Origin of the sequence: Nocardiopsis sp. NPDC057823 (assembly GCF_042797335.1) — a bacterium.
Classification (GTDB): domain Bacteria; phylum Actinomycetota; class Actinomycetes; order Streptosporangiales; family Streptosporangiaceae; genus Nocardiopsis; species Nocardiopsis changdeensis.
In genome coordinates this window covers 25,178-48,916 of sequence record NZ_JBHVLR010000027.1, presented here as the reverse complement: position 1 = coordinate 48,916, position 23,739 = coordinate 25,178, and the positions used below count along the sequence as shown (strand labels likewise).

Here is a 23,739-nt window from a genome sequence, read left to right as displayed (position 1 = left end):
CACCCCCGTGCCGGTGGGCCGCACCGACCCGTGCCGTACGAGGTCGCGCGGGTGGCGCGGACGGGCGGGGGAGCCGACCGCCCTCGGAGCGCTCCCCGGAGACAGCCCCACCCCCGACACTAGAATGAGCCGAATCGGAATGTCCGCAGGGGGTGACCGTGCCCGGGCACGGCTGTGACGTCCGAGACGACATGAGGATTGAGTCCGTGAACGAAGAACGTGCTGCAGGTGGTGGTTCGCAGGGCGCGCTCGCCGGGGCGTTCCTTCACGCGCCCGAACCCATGGTGCTCACCGCGGCCGACGGCTCGATCCGCCATGCCAACCACGCCTTCCTCGCCCTCGTCGACCGCGCGGCCGACGACCTGGCGGGCCGCCGCTGGTACGACCTGCTCGACGGGGACGACGGCCGCGCCGCCCGCTTCCACCACGAGTCCCTGGCCCACCGCACCTCCCCGAACGGCCGCCCGCGCCGCCGCCTGCGGATCTCCGTCACCGCCAAGGCCGACCGCCTGGCCGAGGCCGAGGTACTGCCGGTGGACGGAGGCGACGCCGTGGTGCTCGTGCACGTGCTGTCCACCGAGGAGACCGACCTGCGGGTCATCGGCGAGCTGCGCACCGACAACTCCGACTCCGTCCTGTGGAGCCTGGACCTGGGCAGCGGCCGCCTGCACGAGCTCTTCGGCCCCACCCCGCTCGGTTCGCTGCTGGCCGGGGAGGACCGCGAGCTGGACCGCATCCTGGAACGCGTCCACCCCGACGACATCGCCCGGGTCCGCGACGCCATGGCCGCCTCCTTCGCCGGACGCGACTACGAGCAGCGCTTCCGGGTCTTCGACCGCCTCGGCGACGAGCGCTCCCTGCACGTGCGCGCCCGGTTCGTGCCGGGCGAGCCCGACCGCCTCGTCGGCATCGTCGACGACGTCACCGAGCACGTCCAGCTGGTGCGCCGCCTGGCCGACCGCCGCCGCACCGAGGCCGAGCACGGCCGCCTGGTCACCGAGCTGTCGTCCAAGCTCGTCTCGGCCACCACCGTCGACAAGGTCATGGACCTGCTCAGCGAGGAGTTCCTGCCGATCTTCGGCGGCTACTTCGCCGGGGCCATGTACGTGGAGGACGGGGTGCTGCGCACCTCGCCCGGCGCCCGCGAGCGCGGCAACGTGGGTCTCATCGACGGCCGCAGCGCCTACGACACCGACTTCCCCATGGGAGCGGTCATACAGGACCGCCAGCCCCGCTTCTTCGAGAGCCGCGCCGAGGTCGTCAGCCGCTTCCCGGCCGCCGCCGACCTCATGCGCCACAACGACTCCAAGTCCCAGGCCTGGGCGACCGTGCCGATCTTCGGCGACGGCAAGGTCGCCCTGGGCGTCTGGCAGATGGTGTGGGACCGCCCCCACCACGCCAGCCGCGACGAGCGCGCCCTCATGCTCACCTTCGCCGGACTGGCCGGCCAGGCGCTCCAGCGCATCAAGGCCCAGCAGGCCGAGCTGGAGCTGGCCGACGCCGTGCAGCGGCGCATGCTGCCCCGCCAGGTCGCCAGCTTCCCCGACCTGGACATCGCCACCAAGTACCTGCCCTCCCGGGCGGACTGGCGCATCTGCGGCGACTTCTACGACGTCGTCGAACTGCCCGAGGGCCGCGTCGGCCTGCTGGTCGGCGACGTCCAGGGCCACGGCGTGGAGGCGGCCGCCGCCATGGGCCAGATCCGCGCAGCCTTCCGCGCCTACGCCAGCAACCAGTCCGACCCCGGCGTCGTCCTGGGCGAGACCAACCGGCTGCTCACCGACACCGGCGAGATCGTCTTCGCCACCTGCGGCTACCTGGTGCTGGAACGGGCCACCGGAGCCATGCAGGCCGCCTGGGCCGGGCAGCCCCCGGCCATCCTGGCCGGACCCGACGGCTACGAGCTGTGGGAGCCCGAGACCGGGCCGCCGCTGGGCGTGCTGCCCGACACGTCCTACCCCGTCACCACCCGCGTCCTGGACCCTGGCACCACCCTGCTGCTGTGCACGGACGGGCTGGTGGAGAGCGCCGACGTGCTCATGGAGGCCGGCCTGGACAAGGTCGGCGCCGCCCTGGTCGAGCACTGCGAGGACCCCGAGGGCGCCGCCCACGCCCTGGCCGAGATGGCCCCCGCCGGACGCGGCGACGACATCGCCCTGCTCGTCGCCCGCATGCGCCGCCCCGCCGCCTGAGGCCCCGCCCGGGCCGACGGGCCACGCGCCGTACCGGCCGCGAACGTCGCCGCCACCGCCTACCCTGGACGGGTGTCTGCAACTCTGTTCGACGATGCCGGGTCCGAGGCGGCCAAAGGACAGGAGCCGCTGGCCGTGCGCATGCGGCCGCGCACCCTCGACGAGGTGGTGGGCCAGGGCCACCTGCTGGGCGAGGGCAGCCCGCTGCGCCGCCTGGTCGAGGACGACGCGCCCATGTCCGTGTTCCTGTGGGGCCCGCCCGGGACGGGCAAGACCACCCTGGCCACCGTGGTCAGCAAGGCCACCAAGCGCCGGTTCGTGGAGCTGTCCGCGGTCAGCGCCGGTGTGAAGGACGTGCGCGCGGTCATCGAGGAGGCCCGCCGCCGGATGGGCATGAACGGCACCCGCACCCTGCTGTTCGTCGACGAGGTCCACCGGTTCAACAAGACCCAGCAGGACGCGCTGCTGCCCGCCGTGGAGAACCGGTGGGTCAGCTTCATCGGCGCCACCACCGAGAACCCCTTCTTCTCCGTGGTCGGCCCGCTGCTGTCCCGCTCCCTGCTGCTCACCCTGGAGCCCCTGGACGACGCCGACGTGCACGCCCTGCTGGAGCGGGCGCTCACCGACGAGCGCGGCCTGGACGGGCGCTACACGCTCACCGGCGAGGCCGCCGACGACCTGGTCCGGCTGGCCGGCGGGGACGGCCGCCGCTCCCTCACCTACCTGGAGGCCGCGGCCCTGGTGGCCGGGCCGCCCGCCGCCGAGCCGGTCGAGATCACCGCCGCCCACCTCGAACGGGCCGTGGACCGCCACGCCGTGCGCTACGACCGCTCCGGGGACCAGCACTACGACGTCGTCAGCGCGTTCATCAAGAGCATGCGCGGCAGTGACCCCGACGCCGCCCTGCACTACCTGGCCCGCATGATCGAGGCGGGGGAGGACCCCCGGTTCATCGCCCGGCGCATCGTCGTGCACGCCAGCGAGGACGTCGGCATGGCCGACCCCACCGCACTCCAGACGGCCGTCGCCGCCGCCCAGGCCGTCGAGCTGATCGGCATGCCCGAGGCGCGCATCAACCTGGCCCAGGCCGTCATCCACATCAGCGTGGCGCCCAAGTCCAACGCGGTGATCACCGCCATCGGAGAGGCCATCGCCGACGTCCGCGCCGGACGGGCCGGGCCGGTCCCGCTCCACCTGCGCGACGGCCACTCCCGGGGCTCCAAGGAGCTGGGCCACGGCAAGGGCTACCGCTACGCCCACGACCACCCCGGCGGCGTCGCCCCCCAGGTGCACGCCCCCGAGGGGCTGGTGGGCCGCGAGTACTACCGCCCCACCGAGCACGGCGCCGAACGCCGCGTCTCGGAGGTGCTGGGCCGCATCAAGGAGGTCCTGCGCGGCGGCCGGCCCGACGCGCAGGGCCCCCGGCCCGACGCTAGTCGGTGAACAGCTCGGTGACCTGAACGATCTCCCGGGGCCCGCCCTCGGCGGGCTCCTCCTCGGAGAAGGTGACCTCCACGATCACCACCGGCCCCCACGACAGGTAGTCGATGAAGTCGCGGCCGGTCAGCTCCCAGGTCCCGCGCCCCTCCTCGTCCAGGAACACGTGGTCGGGGGCGGCGCAGAACTTGGCGCACAGCACCTCGGCCTCGGGGTCGATCACGGCGGAGGCCGGCTCCCCGGCCTCCTCCCACTGCGCGGCCCAGTCCTGGTGGGTGGGCACGCCCTGGCCGCGCTGCGGCTCGTCGTCGCGGTCCACCGGGGTGTAGACCCAGGGCCCCTCCACGACGTTCTCCTGCTCGGCGGGGTCGAACCGCACCACCAGCGTCCGGGGCGCCTCCTCCGGGGAGGGCGAGGGGGACGCCTCCTGTTCGGTGCCGGCCACCAGCGCCTCGTCGTCGGAGGACCCCGCCAGCCGGACCACGCCCCACACGCCCGCGCCCACCAGCACCGCGGCGAGCACGCCGGCGCCCACCAGGAGCGGCGCCCGCCGGGGGAGCCGCCGGGGCGGTCGCCCCTCCAGGCGGATCACACGGGGCACCCGCTGGGCCGGTTCGACCGCACGCCACTCGCGCTCCATCAGGGCGGCGACCTCGTCGCGGTCGGGCGGCCCGGACCCCTCGCGGCCGTTCTCCCTCTGCCAGACGGCCAGGACCGAGCCGATCACCTCGTTCAGGCTCGGCCGTGCGTTCGGATCGGGGTCCAGGGACCGGGACACCAGCGGCACCAGCCCCTTGGGCAGCCCGGTCAGGTTGTGCTCCCCGGCCGCGGCGCGTCCGGCGATCTCCTCCGGTTCGCCGGGGCCGAACGGCAGCCGCCCGGTGCCCGCGTAGGCGGTGACCGCCCCCCAGGCGAACACGTCGGCGGCGGGGGAGGCCGCCGCGCCCCGGTAGCGTTCCGGGCTCATCCAGGTGGCGCCGGAGCCGGCCGTGTGCGCGTCGGCGACCGCGCAGTCCATGATGTGCGGCCCGTGCGACTCCAGCAGCACCCGCTCGTGGTTGAGCGACCCGTGCGCGATGCCCCGGGCGTGCAGAGCGGACAGCCCTTCGGCCAGGCCCACGGCCAGCGCCAGCAGCTTTCCGGTGCCCAGGCCCCCGCGCTTGGTGATGAAGTGCGAGAGCCGCTGTCCCTCCATGTACGGCATCGCCAGCCACGGCCGGTCGGCCCGGCCGTCGAACGCCAGCGGCACCACCACCCGCGCCGGGTCCACCTGCGACAGCGCGGTCAGCCGCCGCACCAGTGCCTCGCGCTCGGGGCCCGGGGCCGGGGCCTTGACGACCTTCACCGCGACCAGCCGCTCGCCCGCGGTCGGAGAGGCCGCGTCCACCGCGGCGTAGACCGTTCCGGACGCCCCCTGCCCCAGCCGTCCGAGGACGAGGTAGGGGCCTATCCGCGTCGGGTCGTCCGGATACAGCGGGGGCAGGTGCTCCGGTACCAGCACGGAGATCTCTCGGGGAGAACGAGGGCTCATGGGTGTCCTGTCGCGATGCTTCTGGGCCGACGGGGCGGCGGAGTGTCCGGACATCGTAGTGAAGATCCCGATCCACGATCATTCTCCCGAAAACGGGGAGTGGAGTCGACGCCCGCGTCCCGCATCGGCCACCGCCCGGAGGCAGGTCGGCCCGCGCACGGCGAGGCCCCCGCACACCGGTCGGCCCGACGCGATATGGTCGGCCGGAACCCGCCGGTTCGGACGCCCCACCCCGGAGCGCGGCCGACGGCGGGCGGCCCCCGACGCCACTCCGGCGCACGCGCGGGGGCGGTGTCGCACACGGACCCTCGGAAACAGACCCTCAGAAGTAGCCCCTATCCGCCTTACGGAGCCCGCATGCTTACCGGAGGAGAGGTCGCCGCGCTCGTCGCCGCGGTGGTCTGGGCGGTGCTGGCCACGTTCATCTGCGTGGCGCTCGTCAAACTGATCAAGCTCATCAACGCCGCGACCGCGGTCGTCTCGGAACTGGGTGACCGCACCCCGCCCCTGATGGACGACGTCGCCGCCACCGTCGAACGCGCCAACACCTCGTTGGAGCGCGTGGAGGAGATCACCGCCAACGCCCAGGCCACCACCGAGGACGTGGCCACCATGACCGCGCTGACCCGCTCGGTGGTCACCGGTCCGCTCGTCAAGGCGGCCTCGCTGTCCTACGGCGTCCGCCGGGTCCTGGGCCAGCGCCGCGCCCTGGCGGTCGTGCGCGGCCGCCGCCGGAAGGAGAACCGGTGATCCGGCGACTGCTCTACCTCGCCGCGGGGGCCGCCCTGGGCGGCTACGCCGTGCACCGCGTCCACCAGGCCCGGCGGGCCCTCACCCCCGGCGGCATCGCCGAGCGGGTCGAGGACCGGGTCGGCGAGTACAAGGGCGCGCTGCGCGAACTGAACGAGGACCTGGCCGAGGCCGTCCGCGAGCAGGAGGAGGAGCTGCTGCGCACCTACGCGCCCCGCCGCTCCCGCGCCCTGCCCCCCGGCGACCGCCGCGCCCTGCCCGGGGACTGACCGGAGCCGGGGGACCGGCCCCTCCACCGCGCCCGTCCCCGCCCGGGGCTCCCGGACCCGGACCCCCTGCCGCAGGCGGGCGCGTCCGCCCCCGTGCCGTCGGGGGCTTCGGCGCCGCCCGCCCCCGCGCCTTCCACCGGTCGGGCGCCCGACCTCCCCGGGGAGACGTCGGCGGCGATCACCCGGCGAGGGCTCCGCCGACCCGGCGCCTCCCGGTGCCCGACGGCGATAGCCTTGGAACAACCGAGGTCCCCGCGTTGTCGTCGACAGGACGGGTCCCGGGTCGGCCGCCCCCGCAGGGGCCGGCCGCGCAGGCGAAAACCACAGGCATCCGCGTGGTCCTCCCCCCTACGATGGGGCGACCGACCGGCCACGCGCAATCAGGTCCCGGGCAGGGACGGGCCCGCCGAGGGCGGCGGAGCCGAGCACAGGAGGGCATCAATGGAGACGGCAGAGATCGCGCGCCGCTTCCTCAGTTTCTTCGAGAAGAACGGACACACCGTGGTGCCCTCGGCAAGCCTCATCGCCGAGGACCCCACGCTGCTGCTGGTGCCCGCAGGCATGGTCCCCTTCAAGCCCTACTTCCTGGGCCAGCGCACTCCGCCGTACGAGACCGCCACCAGCGTCCAGAAGTGCATCCGCACCAAGGACATCGAGGAGGTGGGCAAGACCTCCCGGCACGCCACCTTCTTCCAGATGCTCGGCAACTTCTCCTTCGGCGCCTACTTCAAGGAGCAGGCGATCCCGCTGGCGTGGGAGCTGGTCACCAGCCCGGTGGCCGAGGGCGGCTTCGGCATCGACCCCGAGAAGCTCTGGGTCACCGTCTACCTCGACGACGATGAGGCCGAGGCGATCTGGCGCGACAAGGTGGGCGTGCGCCCCGAGCGCATCCAGCGCATGGGGATGGAGGAGAACTACTGGTCGATGGGCGTCCCCGGACCCTGCGGCCCCTGCTCCGAGATCTTCTACGACCGCGGCCCCGAGTACGGCGCCGAGGGCGGCCCCGAGGCGGACGAGAACCGCTACATCGAGATCTGGAACCTCGTCTTCATGCAGTACGAGCGGGGCGAGGGCGGCGACAAGTCCGGCTTCCCGATCCTCGGCGAGCTGCCCAAGAAGAACATCGACACCGGGATGGGCCTGGAGCGCCTGGCCGCGGTCCTCCAGGGCGTCGACAACATCTACGAGACCGACATCATCGGCCGCGTCCTGAACCGCGCCGCCGAACTGGCCGGGGTCCGCTACGGCGACGACCACGAGCAGGACGTCCTGCTGCGCGTGGTCGCCGACCACGTCCGCAGCGCCGTCATGCTGGTCGGCGACGGCGTCAAGCCGGGCAACGAGAAGGCGGGCTACGTCCTGCGCCGCATCCTGCGCCGCTCCATCCGCAACATGCGCCTGCTCTCGGGCACCGACACCGGCCACATGCACGACCTCACCGCGGTCAGCATCGACGCGATGAAGGACATCTACCCCGACCTGCTCGACAAGGCCGACGTCATCCACGGTGTCATCGACACCGAGGAGAAGAACTTCGCCGACACCCTGCGCGCGGGCACCGCCCTGTTCTCCCGGGCGGCCGAGCGCACCCGGCACGCGGGCGGCACCGTCTTCTCCGGCTCCGACGCCTTCCAGCTCCACGACACCTACGGCTTCCCCATCGACCTCACCCTGGAGATGGCGGCCGAGCAGGGCCTGACCGTGGACGAGGCGTCCTTCCGCGAGCTCATGCAGCGGCAGAAGGACACCGCCAAGGCCGACGCCAAGTCCAAGAAGCTCGGCAACGCGGACATCTCCCTGTACGCGCAGCTGCTCGAGGGCGCGGGCACCACCGACTTCCTGGGCTACACCGACGCCCAGAGCGAGTCGACGGTCAAGGGCATCGTGGTCGGCGGGGTCTCCTCGCCCGCCGCGCGCCAGGGGGAGAAGGTCGAGGTCGTCCTGGACCGCACCCCGTTCTACGCGGAGAGCGGCGGCCAGCTGGCCGACACCGGCACGCTCACCGTCGAGGGCCGCGGGATCGTCGACGTCGAGGACGTGCAGAAGCCCCTGCCGGGCCTGTTCGTCCACCGGGGCACCGTCCGGTCGGGCGAGATCACCGTGGACGACACCGTGCACGCGGCGATCGACGGCGGCCGCCGGCACGCCATCGAGCGCTCCCACTCGGCCACCCACCTCATCCACTCGGCGCTGCGCAACGCGCTGGGCCCCTCGGCGGGCCAGGCCGGCTCGGAGAACAGCCCGGGCCGCCTGCGCTTCGACTTCACCGCCGACAACGCCCTGGGCGAGTCCCGGCTGGCCGAGGTCGAGGAGGAGGTCAACACCGTCCTGGCCGGCGACATCGCGGTGCGCACCGAGGAGAAGAGCCTGGACGAGGCCCTCAAGATGGGCGCCCTGGCCATGTTCGGCGAGAAGTACGGCGACCGCGTCCGGGTCGTGGAGATGAGCGACTACTCCGTCGAGCTGTGCGGCGGCACCCACGTGCCCTCCACCGCGCGGCTGGGCATCGTCAAGCTCCTGGGCGAGTCCTCCATCGGCTCCGGCGTGCGCCGGGTCGAGGCGGCGGTCGGCGTGGACGCGTTCAAGCGCCTGTCCAAGGAGTCGGCGCTGGTCGGCCGCCTGTCCGAGCAGCTCAAGGCCCCGCGCGAGGAACTGCCCGAGCGCATCGACGCCGTGATCTCCCGGCTGCGCGCCGCGGAGAAGGAGATCGAGAAGCTGCGCGCGGCGCAGGTCCTGCAGGCCGCCGGCTCCATCGCGGAGAGGGCCCGCCGCCACGGACCGGCGCTGGTCGTGGCCGAGCAGGCCCCCGAGGGCACCGGCGGCGACGACCTGCGCACCCTGGCCGCGGACGTGCGCGGCCGCCTGGGCGAGGCCGAGCCCGCCGTGGTGGCGCTGACGGCCGTGCCCAAGGACCGCCCGGTCGTGGTCATCGCGGTCAACAAGGCGGCGCAGAAGGCCGGGATCAAGGCCGGCGACCTGGTGGGCGTGGCGGCCCGCGCGCTCGGCGGCGGTGGCGGCGGCAAGCCCGACATGGCCCAGGGCGGCGGCACCGACGCGACCAAGGTCGACGAGGCCCTCCGCGCCGTGGAGGCCCGTATCGCCGGCGCCTAGCGCCTGTTCCTCCGGACCTCCGCTCCGCCGCGGTCCGCCCCCCGTCCGTCGGCGCCCCCGACGGACGGCCCGGCGGCCGCGGCACCGCCGCCTCGCCCGGCGCCCTCCGAGGGCGGGAGCCTTCGGCCCCGTCGGCGCCGCGCGACCTCCGGCGGCACAGGAGGACATCCGGGAACGGGCTCCGGGCGCCCCGTGCCCGCCGGGGCGGCGGCCCTCGTTCGGCCGCCGTTCCCGGCGTGGTCTTCGCAACACGGGCGTGGTGACCCAGCGTGACATACAGTGCCGGGTAGTATCACGACCTGTGACGATTCGGGCGAACGCGGTCGTCCGCGCTCCCGGCTCCGGCCGTGTGGGCGCGATCGGACGCCATGACGGGGGATTCGCGTGACTTACACTCGGATGCGGCCTCCACGGCCGCCCCGCATCCCGTACAGCGGCGGACCGAGCGCCCGGACCGTGAGCCGGAGCCCACTCCGCGTGACCCGGGCTGCGTACGGTCATCGAATCGGGCATACTGTGGCGCGTCACAGCCGATCAAACGGCCGTCTGCGCGGACTTTCCCCGCGATCCACCTGACGAACAGGACCACCGTGTCGAGGATTCTCCCATCGCGGTGCCGTACCCGTACCGGGACGGCCCGCCCCTGCCGCCTTCCCCGAACCGGGGGGCGCTCCTCGTGAGGAACGGTGTCCGCCTGGCCGTCGACCCCGGCAACGCCCGCATCGGTGTGGCCGTCAGCGACCCCTCCGGTACGCTCGCCAGCCCCCTGGAGACGGTGCCGCGCGGCAGGGGCGACAAGAACCGGATCGCCCTGCTGGTCCTGGAGAAGGAGGCACGGGAGGTCATCGTGGGTTACCCTGCCTCTCTGTCAGGAGAGGAGGGGCCGGCCGCCCGGTCGGCCCGGGAGTTCGCGGCTTCGCTGGCCGGACTCCTGCACCCCGTCCCCGTCCGTCTGGTCGACGAACGCCTCACCACGGTGACCGCACAGGGACACCTGCTCTCCGGAGCCTCCTTCAGTAAGAAGGGCGCCAAGGGCGGACGCGCCCGTCGGTCGGTCATCGACCAGGCGGCGGCCACGGTCCTCCTTCAGAGCGCCTTGGACCAGGAACGGTCGACAGGCCGGCCCCCGGGCGAGATCGTCCGCTCCAGCCAGGGAGAATCATGAACGACAGGGATGACTACCCCGAAAATCCCTATCGTGGACGCGCCGACCGCGACAGCGGTCGCGACTACGACCCGCGCGGCGGCCCCGCGCGCGGCCGACGCGCCCGCCCGGAGGCCTCCCCGTGGGCCGACTCCGAGGCGTCCGGCCCCCGGCACCCGGGGCCCTCGACCGGCGAGTTCCGGACCCCCCGCTACGCTCCCCGGCCCGACCAGGAGTACGACCCGCTGAACCCGGGCCGCTCCGACCGCGACCAGGAGCCCGCGGCGCCGCAGCGCCGCGGCGGCGCCGCCGACGCGCTGCGCGGCGGCCGTGCGGCCCGCTCCGGCGCCCGCCGCTCGCGCGACACCGGTCCCGACACCGCGGGACGGCCGCCCGCCGCCGACACCACCCAGGACGCCCTGGCCACGCTGGCCGGCCTGGGTTCGCCCGCGGGGCCCGCCCCCGCCGAGGAGGAGCCGCCGCGCCGCGCCCGCCGCGAGCGCCCCGAGCCCGACCCCGCTCCGCCCGCGGCCGGGGAGGAGGCGCCGCGCGCCTCCCGCCGCGGCCGCCGCGCCGCCGAGGAGCCCCCGCGCCGCGGGCGCGGGGGCCGCAAGCGCGGCCGCCGGGACGAGGAGCCCGGCTTTCTGGACGGTCTGCCCGAGGACACCGGGGCGTTCGACGCCGTCCCCTTCCCCGGCGTGAACAGCTCCGCCGACACCGGGGCGTTCGCCGCCCTGTCCGAAGAGGACCTGCGGCCGCGCGGCGCCCGCGGCGACGGATCCCCCGACTCCGGTTCCTTCGACTCCACCCCGCGCCGCGGCCGCCGCCACCGCGGGGTCCCCGCCGAGGAGGCCGCCGAGCCCGCCGAGGACACGGGCCGCACCCGCTCCGGCCGCCGCCGCCGCGGCCCGGTGGAGGAGCCGCCCGCGGAGTCCGGCGCGTTCATCGCCGACGCCCCGCCCCGGGGCCGCCGCGCCCGCCGGGCGCAGGCACCGCAGGACACGGGAGCCCACGACACGGGCTCCTACGACACCGGGTCCTACGACACGGGTTCCTACGACACCGGGTCCTTCGACACCGGTCCGCGCGACCCGGGCCCCCACGACACGGGGTCCCACGAGAGCGCGCCGTTCCGGGACGCCCCCGACGACGACGCCTTCGCCGCCCCGGCGCAGGAGGCCCCCCGCCGCTCCCGGCGACGCCGGAGCGCGGCGGCCGACGAGGCGCCCGAGCCCGAGGAGGCCGGCGAGTCCGAGGACGCCGGATACGGCGCCCCGGCCGACGACGACGAGGAGCCCCCCGCCCGGCGCGGCCGGGGCCGCGGCCGACGCGGCGGCGCCCGCCGCGGGGGACGCCGGCGCGGCCGCCGCGAGGAGGAGCCCGCGGAGGAGCCGGAGGCGTCCGAGGACGCCGGGTCCGAAGAGGACGACCACGACGACTACGAAGAGCCGGCCCTGGCCGACATCGCCGCCGCCTACGGGGGCGGCCGCAGCAGCCGCAAGAAGGCCAAGGAGCTCAAACGCGCCCGCCTGGCCCAGCAGCAGCGCACGCCGGAGGGCCGCCGGGCCAAACGGCGCGGCAAGGGCATGATGATCCTGCTCGTCCTGGCGCTCATCGCCGTCATCGGCGGCGGCGGGTTCTTCGTGATGCGCACCTACGTCTTCCCGCCGGACTTCGACGGCGCGGGCGAGGGCGAGGTCGTCTACGTGATCGAGGAGAACCAGAGCGGCCTCGCCGTCGGCCAGGGCCTGACCGACCTGGGCGTGGTGGCCAGCCCGCGGGCGTTCACCAACGCCCTGGAGGACCTGTCCGAGGAGGAGCGGGGCCAGGGCCTGGTCCCGGGCAGCTACTCCCTGGCCCTGGGCATGAGCGCCGACAACGCGGTGCGGGCCCTGTTGGACCCCGACAACCGCCTCGGCGGCCGGGTCACGGTCAACGAGGGCCTGCGCAACGAGCAGGCCATGGAGGAGCTGTCCGAGGCGACCGGCGTCCCCTACGAGGAGTTCGAGGCGGCCCACTCCCGGCCCGACGAACTGGGCCTGCCCGAGTACGCCGAGGGCGAGGCCGCCGGGTACCTGTTCCCCTCGACCTACATGTTCGACCCCGGCACCGACGCCCAGACCATGCTCAAGACCATGGTCCAGCAGTTCCACGCGACGGCCGAGAAGGTGCGGCTGGAGGAGAGGGCCGCCGAGCTGGGCCTGACCCCCGACGAGGTCATGGCCGTCGCCTCCATCGTCCAGGCCGAGAGCGGCAGCAAGGAGGACATGCCCAAGGTCTCCCGGGTGATCTACAACCGCCTGGAGATCGACATGAACCTGGGCATGGACAGCACCTGCTTCTACGCCATCGGCGAGTACGGCATCGCGCTGAACAACGACCAGCTGGCCGCGTGCGCCGCGGACACCAGCGGGTTCGACACCTACCACAAGCCCGGCCTGCCGCCGGGGCCCTTCGTCGCCCCCGGCGAGGACGCCATAATGGCGGCGCTGGAGCCGGCGGAGGGGCCGTGGCTGTACTTCGTGGCCACCGACCCGGAGAACGGCGTCACCGAGTTCACCGACAGCGAGGCCGAGTTCGAACTGCTCAAGCAGGAGTTCATGGAGAACTGGAGCGGCGGCTGATGCGCGCGGCGGTCCTGGGCTCGCCGGTCGCCCACTCCCTCTCCCCGGTCCTGCACGCCGCCGCCTACACGGCGATGGGCCTGGACGACTGGTCCTACGGGCTGCACGAATGCGGCGAGGAGGGGCTGGCCCCCTTCCTCGCCGGGCTCGGCCCGGACTGGGCCGGGCTCTCGCTGACCATGCCGCTCAAGCGGCGGGCGCTGGAGCTGGCCGACCGGGCCGAGGACCTGGCCGTCCGCGTCGGCGGGGCCAACACCCTGGTCCGCGAGGGCGGCGGCTGGGCCGCCCACAACACCGACGTCGAGGGCATCGTCACCGCCCTGGCCGAGGCCGGGGTGGACGCCCCCCGCAGTGCCACGGTCCTGGGCGCCGGGGCCACCGCGGCCTCGGCCCTGGCCGCCCTGCGCGGGCTCGGGCTCACCGCCCCGGTCACGGTCCTGGCCCGGGACACCTCCCGGGCCGACGAGGTGGTCGCCGCCGCCGGGCGCCTGGGGCACCCGGTGGAGGTCGCCCCCCTGGCCGAGGCCGAGCGCCACCTCGGCGTCGACCTCGTCGTCTCGTCGCTGCCCTCGGGCGCGGCCGACGGCCTGGCCGGGCCGCTGGCCGAGAGCGGCGCGGACCTGTTCGACGTGGTGTACTCCCCCTGGCCCACCGCCGCCGCCCGCCGGGTCGCGGAACGGGGCGGCCGGGTCGTGGGCGGCTTCCCCATGCTGCTGCACCAGGCGGTGGCCCAGGTGCGACTGATGACGGGCCGGGAACGGGTCCCGGTCGAGGCGATGCGCGCCGCGGGGGAGGCCGAACTGGCCCGCCGCGCCGCCTCCTGAGCGGCGCGGACCGGGAGGGTCCGCCCGACTGGTAGTATGAGATATCGACTTGGTCCGGTGTGCCTGTCACACTGGAACCGCAAGCGGAGATGATCCTCCCACCCGTCGGGTCACGCCCGGGCGGGTCCACCGAGTCGGCCCGATGCGTCGCCGTCGCGACGGGATCCCGCGTACGCGGAGTCCGTCCGATACGCGCGTCGCCGTGCCGTCCACCGGATCGACCCCGCTTGCACACGCTGGCGGGGTTTTCGCTTTTCCAGGGAGACCCCGACGCGGTCGGTCCATCCGCCGGAGACGGGCGGGCCGATCCAGCAGGCCGCACCAATCAGGGGCGGCCGGTCCCAGGTAATCCGAGAAAGCTAGGGAGGGGTCTCATCAGCGCCGAGCCCCGCATCAATGACCGCATCCGGGTGCCCGAGGTCCGTCTCGTCGGACCCAACGGTGAACAGGTCGGAATCGTCTCCGTGCAGGACGCCCTGCGCCTCGCCCAGGAGTCGGACCTCGACCTCGTCGAGGTAGCGCCGACCGCGCGCCCGCCGGTCGCCAAGCTGATGGACTACGGCAAGTTCAAGTACGAGTCAGCGGTCAAGGCCCGCGAAGCCCGTAAGAACCAGTCGAACACGATCATCAAGGAGATCAAGCTCCGCCCGAAGATCGACCCGCACGACTACGAGACCAAGAAGGGTCACGTGGTGCGGTTCCTCAAGAGCGGGGACAAGGTCAAGGTGACGATCATGTTCCGTGGTCGTGAGCAGTCCCGTCCGGAGCTGGGCCGCCGCCTGCTGGCGCGGCTCGCCGAGGACGTCCAGGACCTTGGCACGGTGGAGTCGCAGCCCAAGCAGGACGGCCGCAACATGGTCATGGTGATCGGCCCGCACAAGCGGCGGTCCGAGCACAAGGCCGAGGCCCGCGCGGCCGCGGCGGGGGACAAGTCCCGCCGCGAACAGCCCGACGCACAGGCCTAGCGGCTCCGGGGAAGTCCCCCACCGCCCGGCCGCCGGAAGGGACCGGGTGGTGGGGTGGGCTGTGCGCGGACATCCGAACGCGTCACGGCCGGCGTCCAGGGACCCCGCCACAGTGACGGAAGCAGTGGCGGAACAACCGTGTCGCCCGCGCCCCGCGCGCGGACCGACACGCCGACGGAGTAGGAGACGACGGCGACATGCCGAAGAACAAGACCCACAGTGGGGCCAAGGACCGCTTCAAGGTCACCGGCTCTGGCAAGATCATGCGCCGCCGTGCCAACAAGAACCACATCCTTGAGCACAAGACCTCCAAGCGCAAGCGCAAGCTGAGCAACGAGGCCGTGCTCGCCCCCGCGGACGCGAAGTTCATCAAGAAGCTTCTCGGCAAGTAGTCCGCGAACCTTCCCCTCCCACCGGAAGCGCCCCCGCGCCCCAGCGGCGCGGTGACGGCCGCCGGGTGGGATCAACCAGAAGCGAATCCGGTCGCCGGACTCCTCGGAGTCGGGCCGGTCGGCGCGCCCCGCGCGCCGGAACACACAAGAGGGAGTCACAGTGGCACGCGTGAAGCGGGCTCTCAACGCCAAGAAGAAGCGCAAGGTCGTCCTCGACCGGGCGAGCGGCTACCGCGGTCAGCGTTCGCGCCTGTACCGCAAGGCCAAGGAGCAGATGCTCCACTCGATGACCTACGCCTACCGCGACCGCAAGGACCGCAAGGGCCAGTTCCGTCGTCTGTGGATCCAGCGGATCAACGCGGCCTCCCGCGCCAACGGCCTCACCTACAACCGCTTCATGCAGGGCCTGAAGCTGGCCGGCATCGAGGTCGACCGCCGTATGCTCGCCGAGCTGGCCGTCAACGACGAGGCCGCGTTCGCGACCCTGGTGGAGACCGCCAAGAAGGCCCTTCCGGCCGAGGCCGCGGCCTGACCGGTTCCACACGGAGTCTGACGGGTAGAGCGATGGCGAGCCACGAGTTCACGAGTGTCCGGTCACCCAGGATCAAGGGGGTTCGGCGGCTCGCCAAACGCACCTTCCGCCAGCGCGAGCGGCGCTTCCTCGCCGAGGGGCCGCAGGCCGTGCGCGAAGCACTGGCCGCCGCCGGCGGTGCCGGGCGGTCCCCCTACGGCGGGACCGCCCCCGGCGTGGTCGAGGTGTACGCCACGACCGAGGCCATGCAGCGCCACCTGGACCTGATGGACGCCGCCCACACGGCGGGCGTCCCGGTCCACCGGGTCAGCCTCGACGTCATGACGGAGCTGGCCCAGACCGTCACCCCGCAGGGCGTCATCGCCGTCTGCGAGTTCGTCGACGTCCCCCTGGACGGGGTCGGCGACGTGCGCCTGGCGGCGGTCCTGTCCCACGTCCGCGACCCGGGCAACGCGGGTACGGTGCTGCGCACCGCCGACGCCGCCGGGGCCGACGTGGTCATCTTCACCGACGCCTCCGTGGACCCCTACAACGGCAAGTGCGTGCGGGCCTCCGCCGGGAGCCTGTTCCACCTGCCCATCGTGGTGGGCGTCCCGGTGGCGCGTGCGGTCGACTTCCTGCGCGAGCGCGGTGCCCGGGTCTGGGCCGCCGACGGCGGCGGGCCGCGGGACCTGCACGAGGTCGCCGACGGCGGGGACCTGGACGGCCCGGTCGGCTGGGTCTTCGGCAACGAGGCCTGGGGCCTGCCGGAGGAGACCGTCCGCCTGACGGACGGCGCGGTCAGCGTCCCCATCTACGGCGGGGCCGAAAGCCTGAATCTGGCCACGGCCGCGGCCGTGTGCCTCTACACCACCGCGCGCCAGCAGCGGCGCTCCTGAGGGCCGGCGGGGATTTCCGGCGCCGACGCGCCACTCGCATTGGCAAATGCACGTGCACGGGGTGTCGGTGCCGATAGGGTCTGAGCGGGATCACGGTGGCGCCCCCCGATGCGCCACCCGCCCCGACGTGGGCGGAGATCCCTGTTCAAGAGGCGTACCGGACGGACGTGCCGGGTAGATCTGCGGTGGTGGTCGCGGATGCCGGCGCCATCGGTCGGCGGCACGCAGGCGCGGATGCCCTGCGTCCGTGGACCTACAAGGGGAGCGGGGAGAGGCGTGGGCAGCGGCCGGCAGGTGGATCACCCGGTGGAGGACGGAGAGGGTGCACACCCCTCCGACGCCCCCCCGGACGACGGCACCGGAGGCGACCCGACCCCCGCACCGCTGTGGGACGTGGACGACACCGTCACCGGCCACGCCCCGCTGCACGCCGACGACCTGCCCGACGGCGTCGTCGTCGCCGACGCCCGCGGCCGCGTCATCCTCTACAACGCCCAGGCCGCCCAGCTCACCGGCATCCCCGCCGCGGACGCCCTGCGGCGCGACTTCCGCGCCGCCCTGCCGCTGGTCGGCGCGGACGGCAACGACTGGTGGGAGGCCAGCGACCCCTACGGGGGGGACCGCGGCCGCACCCGCCAGACCGAGCGCGCCCTGTACCTGCCCGACGACCGCGAGATCCTCGTCGCCGCCCGCTACGTGCGCGCCCGCCCCGGCGGCGACCTCGTCCGCCTGGTCGTCACCCTGCGCGACGCCTCCACGCGCGCCGAGCGCAGCCGCGCCGACCTCGTCTCCGAGGTCGCCCACGAGCTGCGCTCCCCGCTGACCAGCGTCAAGGGCTTCACCTCCACGCTGCTCACCAAGTGGGAACGGCTCACCGACAAGCAGAAGCTGTTCATGCTGGAGACCGTCAACGCCGACGCCGACCGCGTCACCCGGCTCATCCACGACCTGCTCGACGTCTCCCGCATCGAGTCCGGCCGCATCGAGGTCCGCCGCCAGGTCGTCGACGTCACCGAGGTGGTGCGCCGGGTCGTCGCCGGACGCGTGGCCTCCGGCGAGTCGGAGGAGCGCTTCCGGGTCGAGACGCGCGAAGGCCTCCCGCAGATGTGGCTGGACCCCGACAAGCTCGAACAGATCCTCTCCAACCTCGTGGAAAACGGGGTGCGGCACGGCGCTGGTACTGTCAGTATCGTGATCGAGCCGTGTGAGGGAGGAGCAGCGGTGTCGGTGCGCGACGAAGGCCAGGGCATAGCGCCCGAGACCATTCCGCGCGTCTTCCGCCAGTTCTGGCGCAGCAAGCGCCGGAGCGGGACCGGCCTCGGGCTGTTCATCGTCAAGGGCCTCGTCGAGGCCCACGGCGGCACGATCACCGTCGGACGCGCCCCCAGCGGCGGTGCCGAGTTCCGATTTACCATGCCCGCCGGGACGCCCGAGTTCGTCTGAAGCCCTTCAGACCCTCCGACGCCCCCGGTGGGCTCCACGGCGTGCCCGGGACCGGTGAGTGGACCCTTCCCTGCGCGCCCGACATCCCTGAGCCTTCCCTGTCGGCCCCGTCCGCCCCACGGCGGACCGTGACCACCGCACGCCTTCCTCCTGCACGGGGACGCGGCGGTGAGGTGACCAACCATGTCTGCACCGAACAATTCCTTCGACCCGGTCGAGGTGACCCCCCTGCACCCCGACGAGGTCGCCCGCATGCGCGAGGAGGCACTGGCCGCCATCGCAGCGGCGAAGGACCTCGCCGAACTCAAGGAGGTCCGTCTCGCCCACGCCGGCGACCGGTCCCCGCTGGCCCTGGCCAACCGCGAGATCGGGGCGCTGCCCCCGGCGGCCAAGGCCGACGCGGGCAAGCGCGTCGGCGGCGCCCGCCGCGACGTCGGCCAGGCCCTCAAGGAGCGCCAGGCCGCCCTGGAGGCCGAGCGCGACGAGCGCGTCCTGGTCGAGGAGCGGGTCGACGTCACCCTGCCCTGGGACCGGGCCCCGCGCGGCGCCCGCCACCCGCTGACCACCGTCGCCGAGCGCATGGCCGACGTGTTCGTCGGCATGGGCTTCGAGATCGCGGAGGGCCCCGAGGTCGAGGCGGAGTGGTTCAACTTCGACGCCCTCAACTTCCAGCCCGACCACCCGGCCCGCACCATGCAGGACACCTACTTCGTGGAGGGCCCCGGCGGCGGGGACTCCGGCATGGTCATGCGCACCCACACCTCGCCGGTGCAGGTCCGCGCGCTGCTCTCGCGCGAGCTGCCCGTGTACGTGGTCGCGCCGGGCAAGACCTTCCGCACCGACGAGCTCGACGCCACCCACAGCCCGGTCTTCCACCAGCTGGAGGGCCTGGTCGTGGACAAGGGCATCACGATGGCGCACCTGCGCGGCGCCATCGACGCCTTCGTCGGGTCCATGTTCGGGGAGGGCCTGCGCACCCGCTTCCGCGCCTCCTACTTCCCCTTCACCGAGCCGTCGGCCGAGGTGGACATGGAGTGCTTCGTGTGCCGCGGCGCGTCGGTGGGCGACCCCGACAACCCGTGCCGCACCTGCTCCAGCGAGGGCTGGATCGAGCTCGGCGGCTGCGGCGTGGTCAACCCCCGCGTGCTCGTCGCCGCCGGGGTCGACCCCGAGGTCTACAGCGGCTGGGCCTTCGGCCTGGGAATCGAACGGACACTGATGTTCGCGCACGGCGTGCGCGACATGCACGACATGGTCGAGGGCGACATCCGCTTCACCTCGGCGTTCGGGAGTGAGAACTGATGCGCGTCCCCCTTTCCTGGCTGCGGGAGTACGTCGACCTGCCGGCCGACGTCACCGCACGCGACCTGGCCTCGCGGCTCACGCTGGCCGGGCTCGAGGTCGAGACCGTCGACACCCTGGGCGCCGACCTGACCGGCCCCGTCGTCTACGGGCGCGTCCTGGAGATCGAGGAGCTCACCGGGTTCAAGAAGCCCATCCGCTACTGCCGGGTGGACGTCGGGTCGGCCAACGGCACCGGCGAGCCCCAGCAGATCATCTGCGGCGCCCGCAACTTCGCCGAGGGCGACCTCGTCGTCGTCTCGCTGCCCGGCGCCGAGCTGCCCGGCGGCTTCAGGATCGGCGCCCGCAAGACCTACGGCCGGATGTCCGAGGGCATGATCTGCTCGGCCACCGAGCTGGGCCTGTGGGAGGACCACAGCGGCATCGTCATCCTGCCCGAGGGCTTCGGCGAGGTCGGCGAGGACGCCATCGGCCCGCTCGGCCTGCGCGAGGACGTCATCGACATCGCGGTGACGCCCGACCGCGGCTACGCGCTGTCGATCCGCGGTGTGGCCCGCGACACCGCCTCCCTGTACGGCGTCGCGTTCCACGACCCCGCCGACGTCGCCGTGTCCGCCCCCGCGGGCGAGGGCCACCCGGCCGCCATCGCCGACGACTCCCTGTGCGACAGCCTCGTCCTGCGCGGCGCCACCGGCTTCGACCCCGACGCGCCCAGCCCGCTGTGGATGAAGCGCCGCCTGCACCAGTGCGGGGTGCGCCCCGTCTCCCTGGCCGTCGACATCACCAACTACGTGATGCTCGAGCTCGGCCAGCCGCTGCACGCCTGGGACCGCGACCGCCTCACCGGCACCGTCACCGTGCGCGCCGCCGAGGCGGGGGAGAAGCTGGAGACACTGGACCACGTCCAGCGCTCCCTGGACACCGACGACATCGTCATCGCCGACGGGTCCGGCGCCCAGGCGATCGCCGGGGTCATGGGCGGGGTGGACACCGAGATCGGCCTGTCCTCCACCTCGGTCCTGATCGAGGCCGCCCACTTCGACGAGATGCACATCGCCCGGGCCTCGCGCCGCCACCAGCTCTCCTCGGAGGCCTCCCGCCGCTTCGAGCGCGGTGTGGACTCCGGCCTCCAGCTCGCCGCCGCCACCCGCGCCGTCGGGCTGCTGGCCGAGCTGGGCGGGGCGACCGTCGAGGACGCCTACACCCACCTGGACCGGGTCGCCCCGCGCGCGCCCATCACGGTGCGGGCCGGGCACGCCTCCTCGGTCTCCGGGGTCGACTACCCGGCCGGCACCACCGAGAAGTGGCTGACGGCCGTCGGCTGCGAGGTGGCCGCGGACGGGGACGTCCTGACCGTCACCCCGCCGTCCTGGCGGCCCGACCTCACCGACCCCAACGACCTGGCCGAGGAGGTCATCCGGTTCGAGGGCTACGAGAACATCCCCTCGATCCGGCCGCGCGGCTCGGGCCGCGGCCTCACCGAGGGCCAGCGGCTGCGCCGCGCCGTCGGCCGGGCCCTGGCCGACGCCGGGTACAACGAGGTGCTGTCCTACCCGTTCACCGGTGAGCGCGACCTCGACGGGCTCCAGCTGCCCGCCGACGACGCCCGCAGGGTCGCCCTGCGCCTGGCCAACCCGCTCAACGACGAGGAGCCGCTGCTGCGGACCACGCTGCTGCCGGGCCTGTTCAAGGCGCTGGCCCGCAACGTGGGGCGCGGTTTCACCGACGTGGCCCTCTTCGAGACGGGCCTGGTGTACCGGCCCGAGCCGGGTGCGACCCGCGCCCCGCTCCTGCCGGTCGACCGCGGACCGAGCGCGGAGGAGCTGGCGCTGATCGACGCCGCCCTGCCCGCCCAGCCGCGCCGGATCGGCGTCGTCATCACCGGCGACGCCGAGCGCGCCGGCTGGTGGGGCGGGGGCCGCGCGGCCACCTGGGCCGACGCGATCCAGGCCGCCCGCGAGGTCGCCCGGGTCGCCGGGGTGGAGCTGGAGGCGGAGGCCGACGCCCACGCCCCCTGGCACCCGGGCCGCTGCGCCGCACTGTACGTGCGGGTCGGGGGCGAGCGCGTGCTCGTCGGCCACGCCGGCGAGCTGCACCCGCGCACCGTCAAGGCGTTCGGGCTGCCAGAGCGCACCGCGGCGATGGAGCTGGAGCTGGACCGCGTCGAGCGGGCCCGCACCCCGGTCGTCGCCCCGGAGGTCTCCACCTATCCGGTGGCGGTCCAGGACGTGGCCCTGGTCGTGGACGAGTCCGTCCCGGTCGGCGAGATCGGCGCCGCGCTGGCGGCGGGCGCCGGGGAGCTGCTGGAGAGCGTGCGCCTGTTCGACGTCTACACCGGCGAGCAGGTGGGCGAGGGCCGCAAGTCGGTGGCCTTCACCCTGCGCTTCCGCGCCGCCGACCGCACGCTGACGGCGGAGGAGGCGGGCGCCGCCCGCGACGCCGCCGTGGCCGCGGCGGCCGAGCGCACCGGCGCCGCGCTGCGCGCCTGACACGCCGCGCCGGCGCACCGCGCCACCGCGAGGGGCCGTCCCGTCCACCGACGGGGCGGCCCCTCCCGCGTTCCCCGGGCCCGTGTCCTCCGGGGCCCGTGTTTCCCGGAGATGGCCGCCGGAAGACGGAACGCTCTCCCGTGGAGGGGACGCGGAGAACTTTTTTCGGCTCTGTTCTCCCAGCGTGTCATGGGTTTTCCGGACCATGTGCCGGGGTAGCCGGAATGACCCCGGTGTTTCGGGGCATGAAAGTTCGTTTCGTCTCTTGCTGTGAGGCGTCCCCCACATTTAGCCTGCAAGCACCCGCCCCTCCCAGGGCGCCCGGGGGCGGGGACCGCAGTATTCCCGGCAGCGCGTCGTCGTTCGCGCACGTCCACGGTTCGGAGGTCGCCCTATGACCGAAACGGCTCTCCCGTTCGTTCCCGCCGCCCCGCAGGTGCGGGAGCCCGGCCGCCTCTGGCACACCTTCTGCGATATGAACACGGTCCGCAAGGGCCCCGAGTTCACGGTGGCGCGCGCCGAGGGCGTGTGGCTCTGGGACGAGGCCGGCGACCGGTACCTCGACGGCACGGCCAGCCTCTGGTACTGCAACGTCGGCCACGGCCGCCCCGAGATCGCCGAGGCCGTCCACCGTCAGATGCTGACCCTGGACGCCTACACCGTCTACGGGGACTTCTCCAACGCCCCCGCGGCGCGGCTCAGCGAGCGGCTGGCCGCGCACGCCCCGGTCGACGACCCGCGGGTGATCCTCACCTGCGGGGGAGGGGAGTCCATCGACACCGCGGCCAAGCTGGCCCGCCGCTTCCACGCCGTCACCGGGGCCCCGGAGCGGGTCCACCTGATCAGCCGCACCGGCGGCTACCACGGCCTGCACGGGTTCGGCACCAGCGTGATCGGCATGGAGCGGTTCCGCACCGGATACGGGCCGCTGGTCGAGGACGTGTCGGTGGTCCCGCACGACTCCGCGGCCGCCCTGGAGGCGGAGATCCTGCGGGTGGGCCCCGGGCGGGTGGCCGCCTTCTTCGCCGAGCCCGTCATCGGGGCGGGCGGGGTGTACGCGCCGCCGCCGGACTACTTCACCGAGGTGGCCCGCATCTGCGAGCGGTACGGCGTGCTGTTCATCGTCGACAGCGTGATCTGCGCGTTCGCCCGGCTGGGCGACTGGTTCGGGATCGAGCGCTTCGGGGTGCGGCCCGACATGATCGTCTTCGCCAAGGGCGTCTCCAGCGGCTACCTGCCGCTGGGCGGCGTGGTGGTGAGCGGCCGGGTGGCCGATCCGTTCTGGTACCGGGAGGGCCACCCCTTCCTGCACGGCACCACCTACGCCGGGCACCCGACGGCCTGTGCCGCGGCCATGGCCAACCTGGACATCCTGGAGCGGGAGGACCTGTTCACGGTGTCCCTGGAGGTGGAGCGGCAGCTGGACGGGGCCCTGCGCCCCCTGGCCGACCACCCGCTGGTCGCGCAGGTCCGCTCGGGCACCGGGGTGATGGCCGCGGTGGAGCTCACCGAGGAGGCGCTGGCCGGGAGGGGGATCACCACGGCGGAGGTGTTCGCCGAGGCGCGTGCGCGCGGGGTGATCCTGCGGCCGGTCCCGACGGCGCTGCTCATCTCGCCGCCGCTGACCATCACCTGGGAGCAGATCGACCACCTGGTGTCCACCCTGGCCGGAGCCCTGGACGCGGTGGCCGCCCGCCACTGAGGCCGGCTCTTCCGAGGGCCGCCTTCCGCGGAGCACCGCGGGGGGCGGCCCTCGGGCTGCCGGGGCCGCGCCCCGGCCGCAGGGGAGCCGGCCGGATGAAATATTTTCCTTGGAAAAGACTTTCCCGTGCTCCCATCATCCGGTATTGTTTCTC

17 protein-coding genes are annotated in these 23,739 nt (G+C 73.8%); 16 read left to right on the top strand and 1 reads right to left on the bottom strand.

The features are described from left to right. The first annotated feature begins 281 nt into the window (after positions 1-281). Both ACFVNO_RS29165 and ACFVNO_RS29160 read left to right on the top strand, forming a co-directional pair. Positions 282-2,192: a SpoIIE family protein phosphatase gene (locus ACFVNO_RS29165; RefSeq protein ID WP_378897405.1), complete on the top strand. Its 1,911-nt coding sequence runs from the start codon at positions 282-284 to the stop codon at positions 2,190-2,192. 72 nt (positions 2,193-2,264) lie between these two features. Then, positions 2,265-3,635, top strand: coding sequence for a replication-associated recombination protein A (locus tag ACFVNO_RS29160; RefSeq protein WP_220559950.1), 1,371 nt, complete (start codon positions 2,265-2,267; stop codon positions 3,633-3,635). On the opposite strand, the gene ACFVNO_RS29155 is transcribed toward ACFVNO_RS29160, so the two are convergent. Next, positions 3,625-5,160, bottom strand: a complete 1,536-nt coding sequence (locus ACFVNO_RS29155; RefSeq protein WP_378897367.1) for a serine/threonine protein kinase — start codon at positions 5,158-5,160, stop codon at positions 3,625-3,627. The genes ACFVNO_RS29160 and ACFVNO_RS29155 overlap by 11 nt on opposite strands. A gap of 357 nt (positions 5,161-5,517) precedes the next feature. On the opposite strand from ACFVNO_RS29155, the gene ACFVNO_RS29150 reads away from it, so the two are divergent. The 14 genes from ACFVNO_RS29150 to ACFVNO_RS29085 all read left to right on the top strand — a co-directional run bounded on the left by ACFVNO_RS29150 (position 5,518) and on the right by ACFVNO_RS29085 (position 23,585). Further along, positions 5,518-5,910, top strand: a complete 393-nt coding sequence (locus ACFVNO_RS29150) for a DUF948 domain-containing protein (RefSeq protein WP_355269809.1) — start codon at positions 5,518-5,520, stop codon at positions 5,908-5,910. Further along, complete coding sequence (locus ACFVNO_RS29145; RefSeq protein WP_355269807.1) at positions 5,907-6,179, top strand: hypothetical protein; 273 nt, start codon at positions 5,907-5,909, stop codon at positions 6,177-6,179. The genes ACFVNO_RS29150 and ACFVNO_RS29145 overlap by 4 nt, the downstream gene beginning before the upstream one ends. Before the next feature lie 441 nt (positions 6,180-6,620). Beyond that, the gene (gene alaS / locus ACFVNO_RS29140; protein ID WP_355269805.1) at positions 6,621-9,290 is read left to right on the top strand and encodes an alanine--tRNA ligase; all 2,670 of its coding nucleotides are present in this window, start codon (positions 6,621-6,623) and stop codon (positions 9,288-9,290) included. 676 nt (positions 9,291-9,966) lie between these two features. Further along, positions 9,967-10,455, top strand: a complete 489-nt coding sequence (gene ruvX / locus ACFVNO_RS29135; protein ID WP_220559955.1) for a Holliday junction resolvase RuvX — start codon at positions 9,967-9,969, stop codon at positions 10,453-10,455. Next, positions 10,452-13,058 (top strand): endolytic transglycosylase MltG, encoded by a 2,607-nt coding sequence (gene mltG / locus ACFVNO_RS29130; RefSeq protein ID WP_378897360.1) that lies wholly within the window; start codon positions 10,452-10,454, stop codon positions 13,056-13,058. The genes ruvX and mltG overlap by 4 nt, the downstream gene beginning before the upstream one ends. Continuing rightward, positions 13,058-13,882, top strand: a complete 825-nt coding sequence (locus ACFVNO_RS29125) for a shikimate dehydrogenase (RefSeq protein WP_378897357.1) — start codon at positions 13,058-13,060, stop codon at positions 13,880-13,882. The genes mltG and ACFVNO_RS29125 overlap by 1 nt, the downstream gene beginning before the upstream one ends. A gap of 374 nt (positions 13,883-14,256) precedes the next feature. Beyond that, positions 14,257-14,847 carry a translation initiation factor IF-3 gene (gene infC / locus ACFVNO_RS29120; protein WP_220565649.1) on the top strand — a complete coding sequence of 197 codons (591 nt, stop codon included), beginning with the start codon at positions 14,257-14,259 and terminating at the stop codon, positions 14,845-14,847. A 197-nt stretch (positions 14,848-15,044) separates the two neighbouring features. After that, positions 15,045-15,239: a 50S ribosomal protein L35 gene (rpmI, locus tag ACFVNO_RS29115; RefSeq protein WP_073384074.1), complete on the top strand. Its 195-nt coding sequence runs from the start codon at positions 15,045-15,047 to the stop codon at positions 15,237-15,239. A 160-nt stretch (positions 15,240-15,399) separates the two neighbouring features. After that, entirely contained in the window at positions 15,400-15,771 is a 372-nt protein-coding gene (rplT, locus tag ACFVNO_RS29110) for a 50S ribosomal protein L20 (protein ID WP_220559957.1), read from the top strand. Positions 15,772-15,803: 32 nt separating this feature from the next. Next, on the top strand, positions 15,804-16,649 hold the full coding sequence (locus ACFVNO_RS29105) for an RNA methyltransferase (RefSeq protein ID WP_220559958.1): 846 nt from the start codon (positions 15,804-15,806) through the stop codon (positions 16,647-16,649). A 276-nt stretch (positions 16,650-16,925) separates the two neighbouring features. Beyond that, a complete protein-coding gene (locus ACFVNO_RS29100; RefSeq protein WP_355269766.1) occupies positions 16,926-18,092 on the top strand; it encodes a PAS domain-containing sensor histidine kinase in 1,167 nt (388 codons plus the stop codon). Between the two features lie 183 nt (positions 18,093-18,275). Further along, a complete protein-coding gene (pheS, locus tag ACFVNO_RS29095) occupies positions 18,276-19,394 on the top strand; it encodes a phenylalanine--tRNA ligase subunit alpha (protein ID WP_355269768.1) in 1,119 nt (372 codons plus the stop codon). Further along, on the top strand, positions 19,394-21,883 hold the full coding sequence (gene pheT, locus ACFVNO_RS29090) for a phenylalanine--tRNA ligase subunit beta (RefSeq protein WP_378897351.1): 2,490 nt from the start codon (positions 19,394-19,396) through the stop codon (positions 21,881-21,883). Before pheS ends, pheT begins: the two co-directional genes overlap by 1 nt. 475 nt (positions 21,884-22,358) lie before the next feature. Further along, entirely contained in the window at positions 22,359-23,585 is a 1,227-nt protein-coding gene (locus tag ACFVNO_RS29085) for an aminotransferase class III-fold pyridoxal phosphate-dependent enzyme (protein ID WP_355269801.1), read from the top strand. Positions 23,586-23,739: the final 154 nt, after the last annotated feature.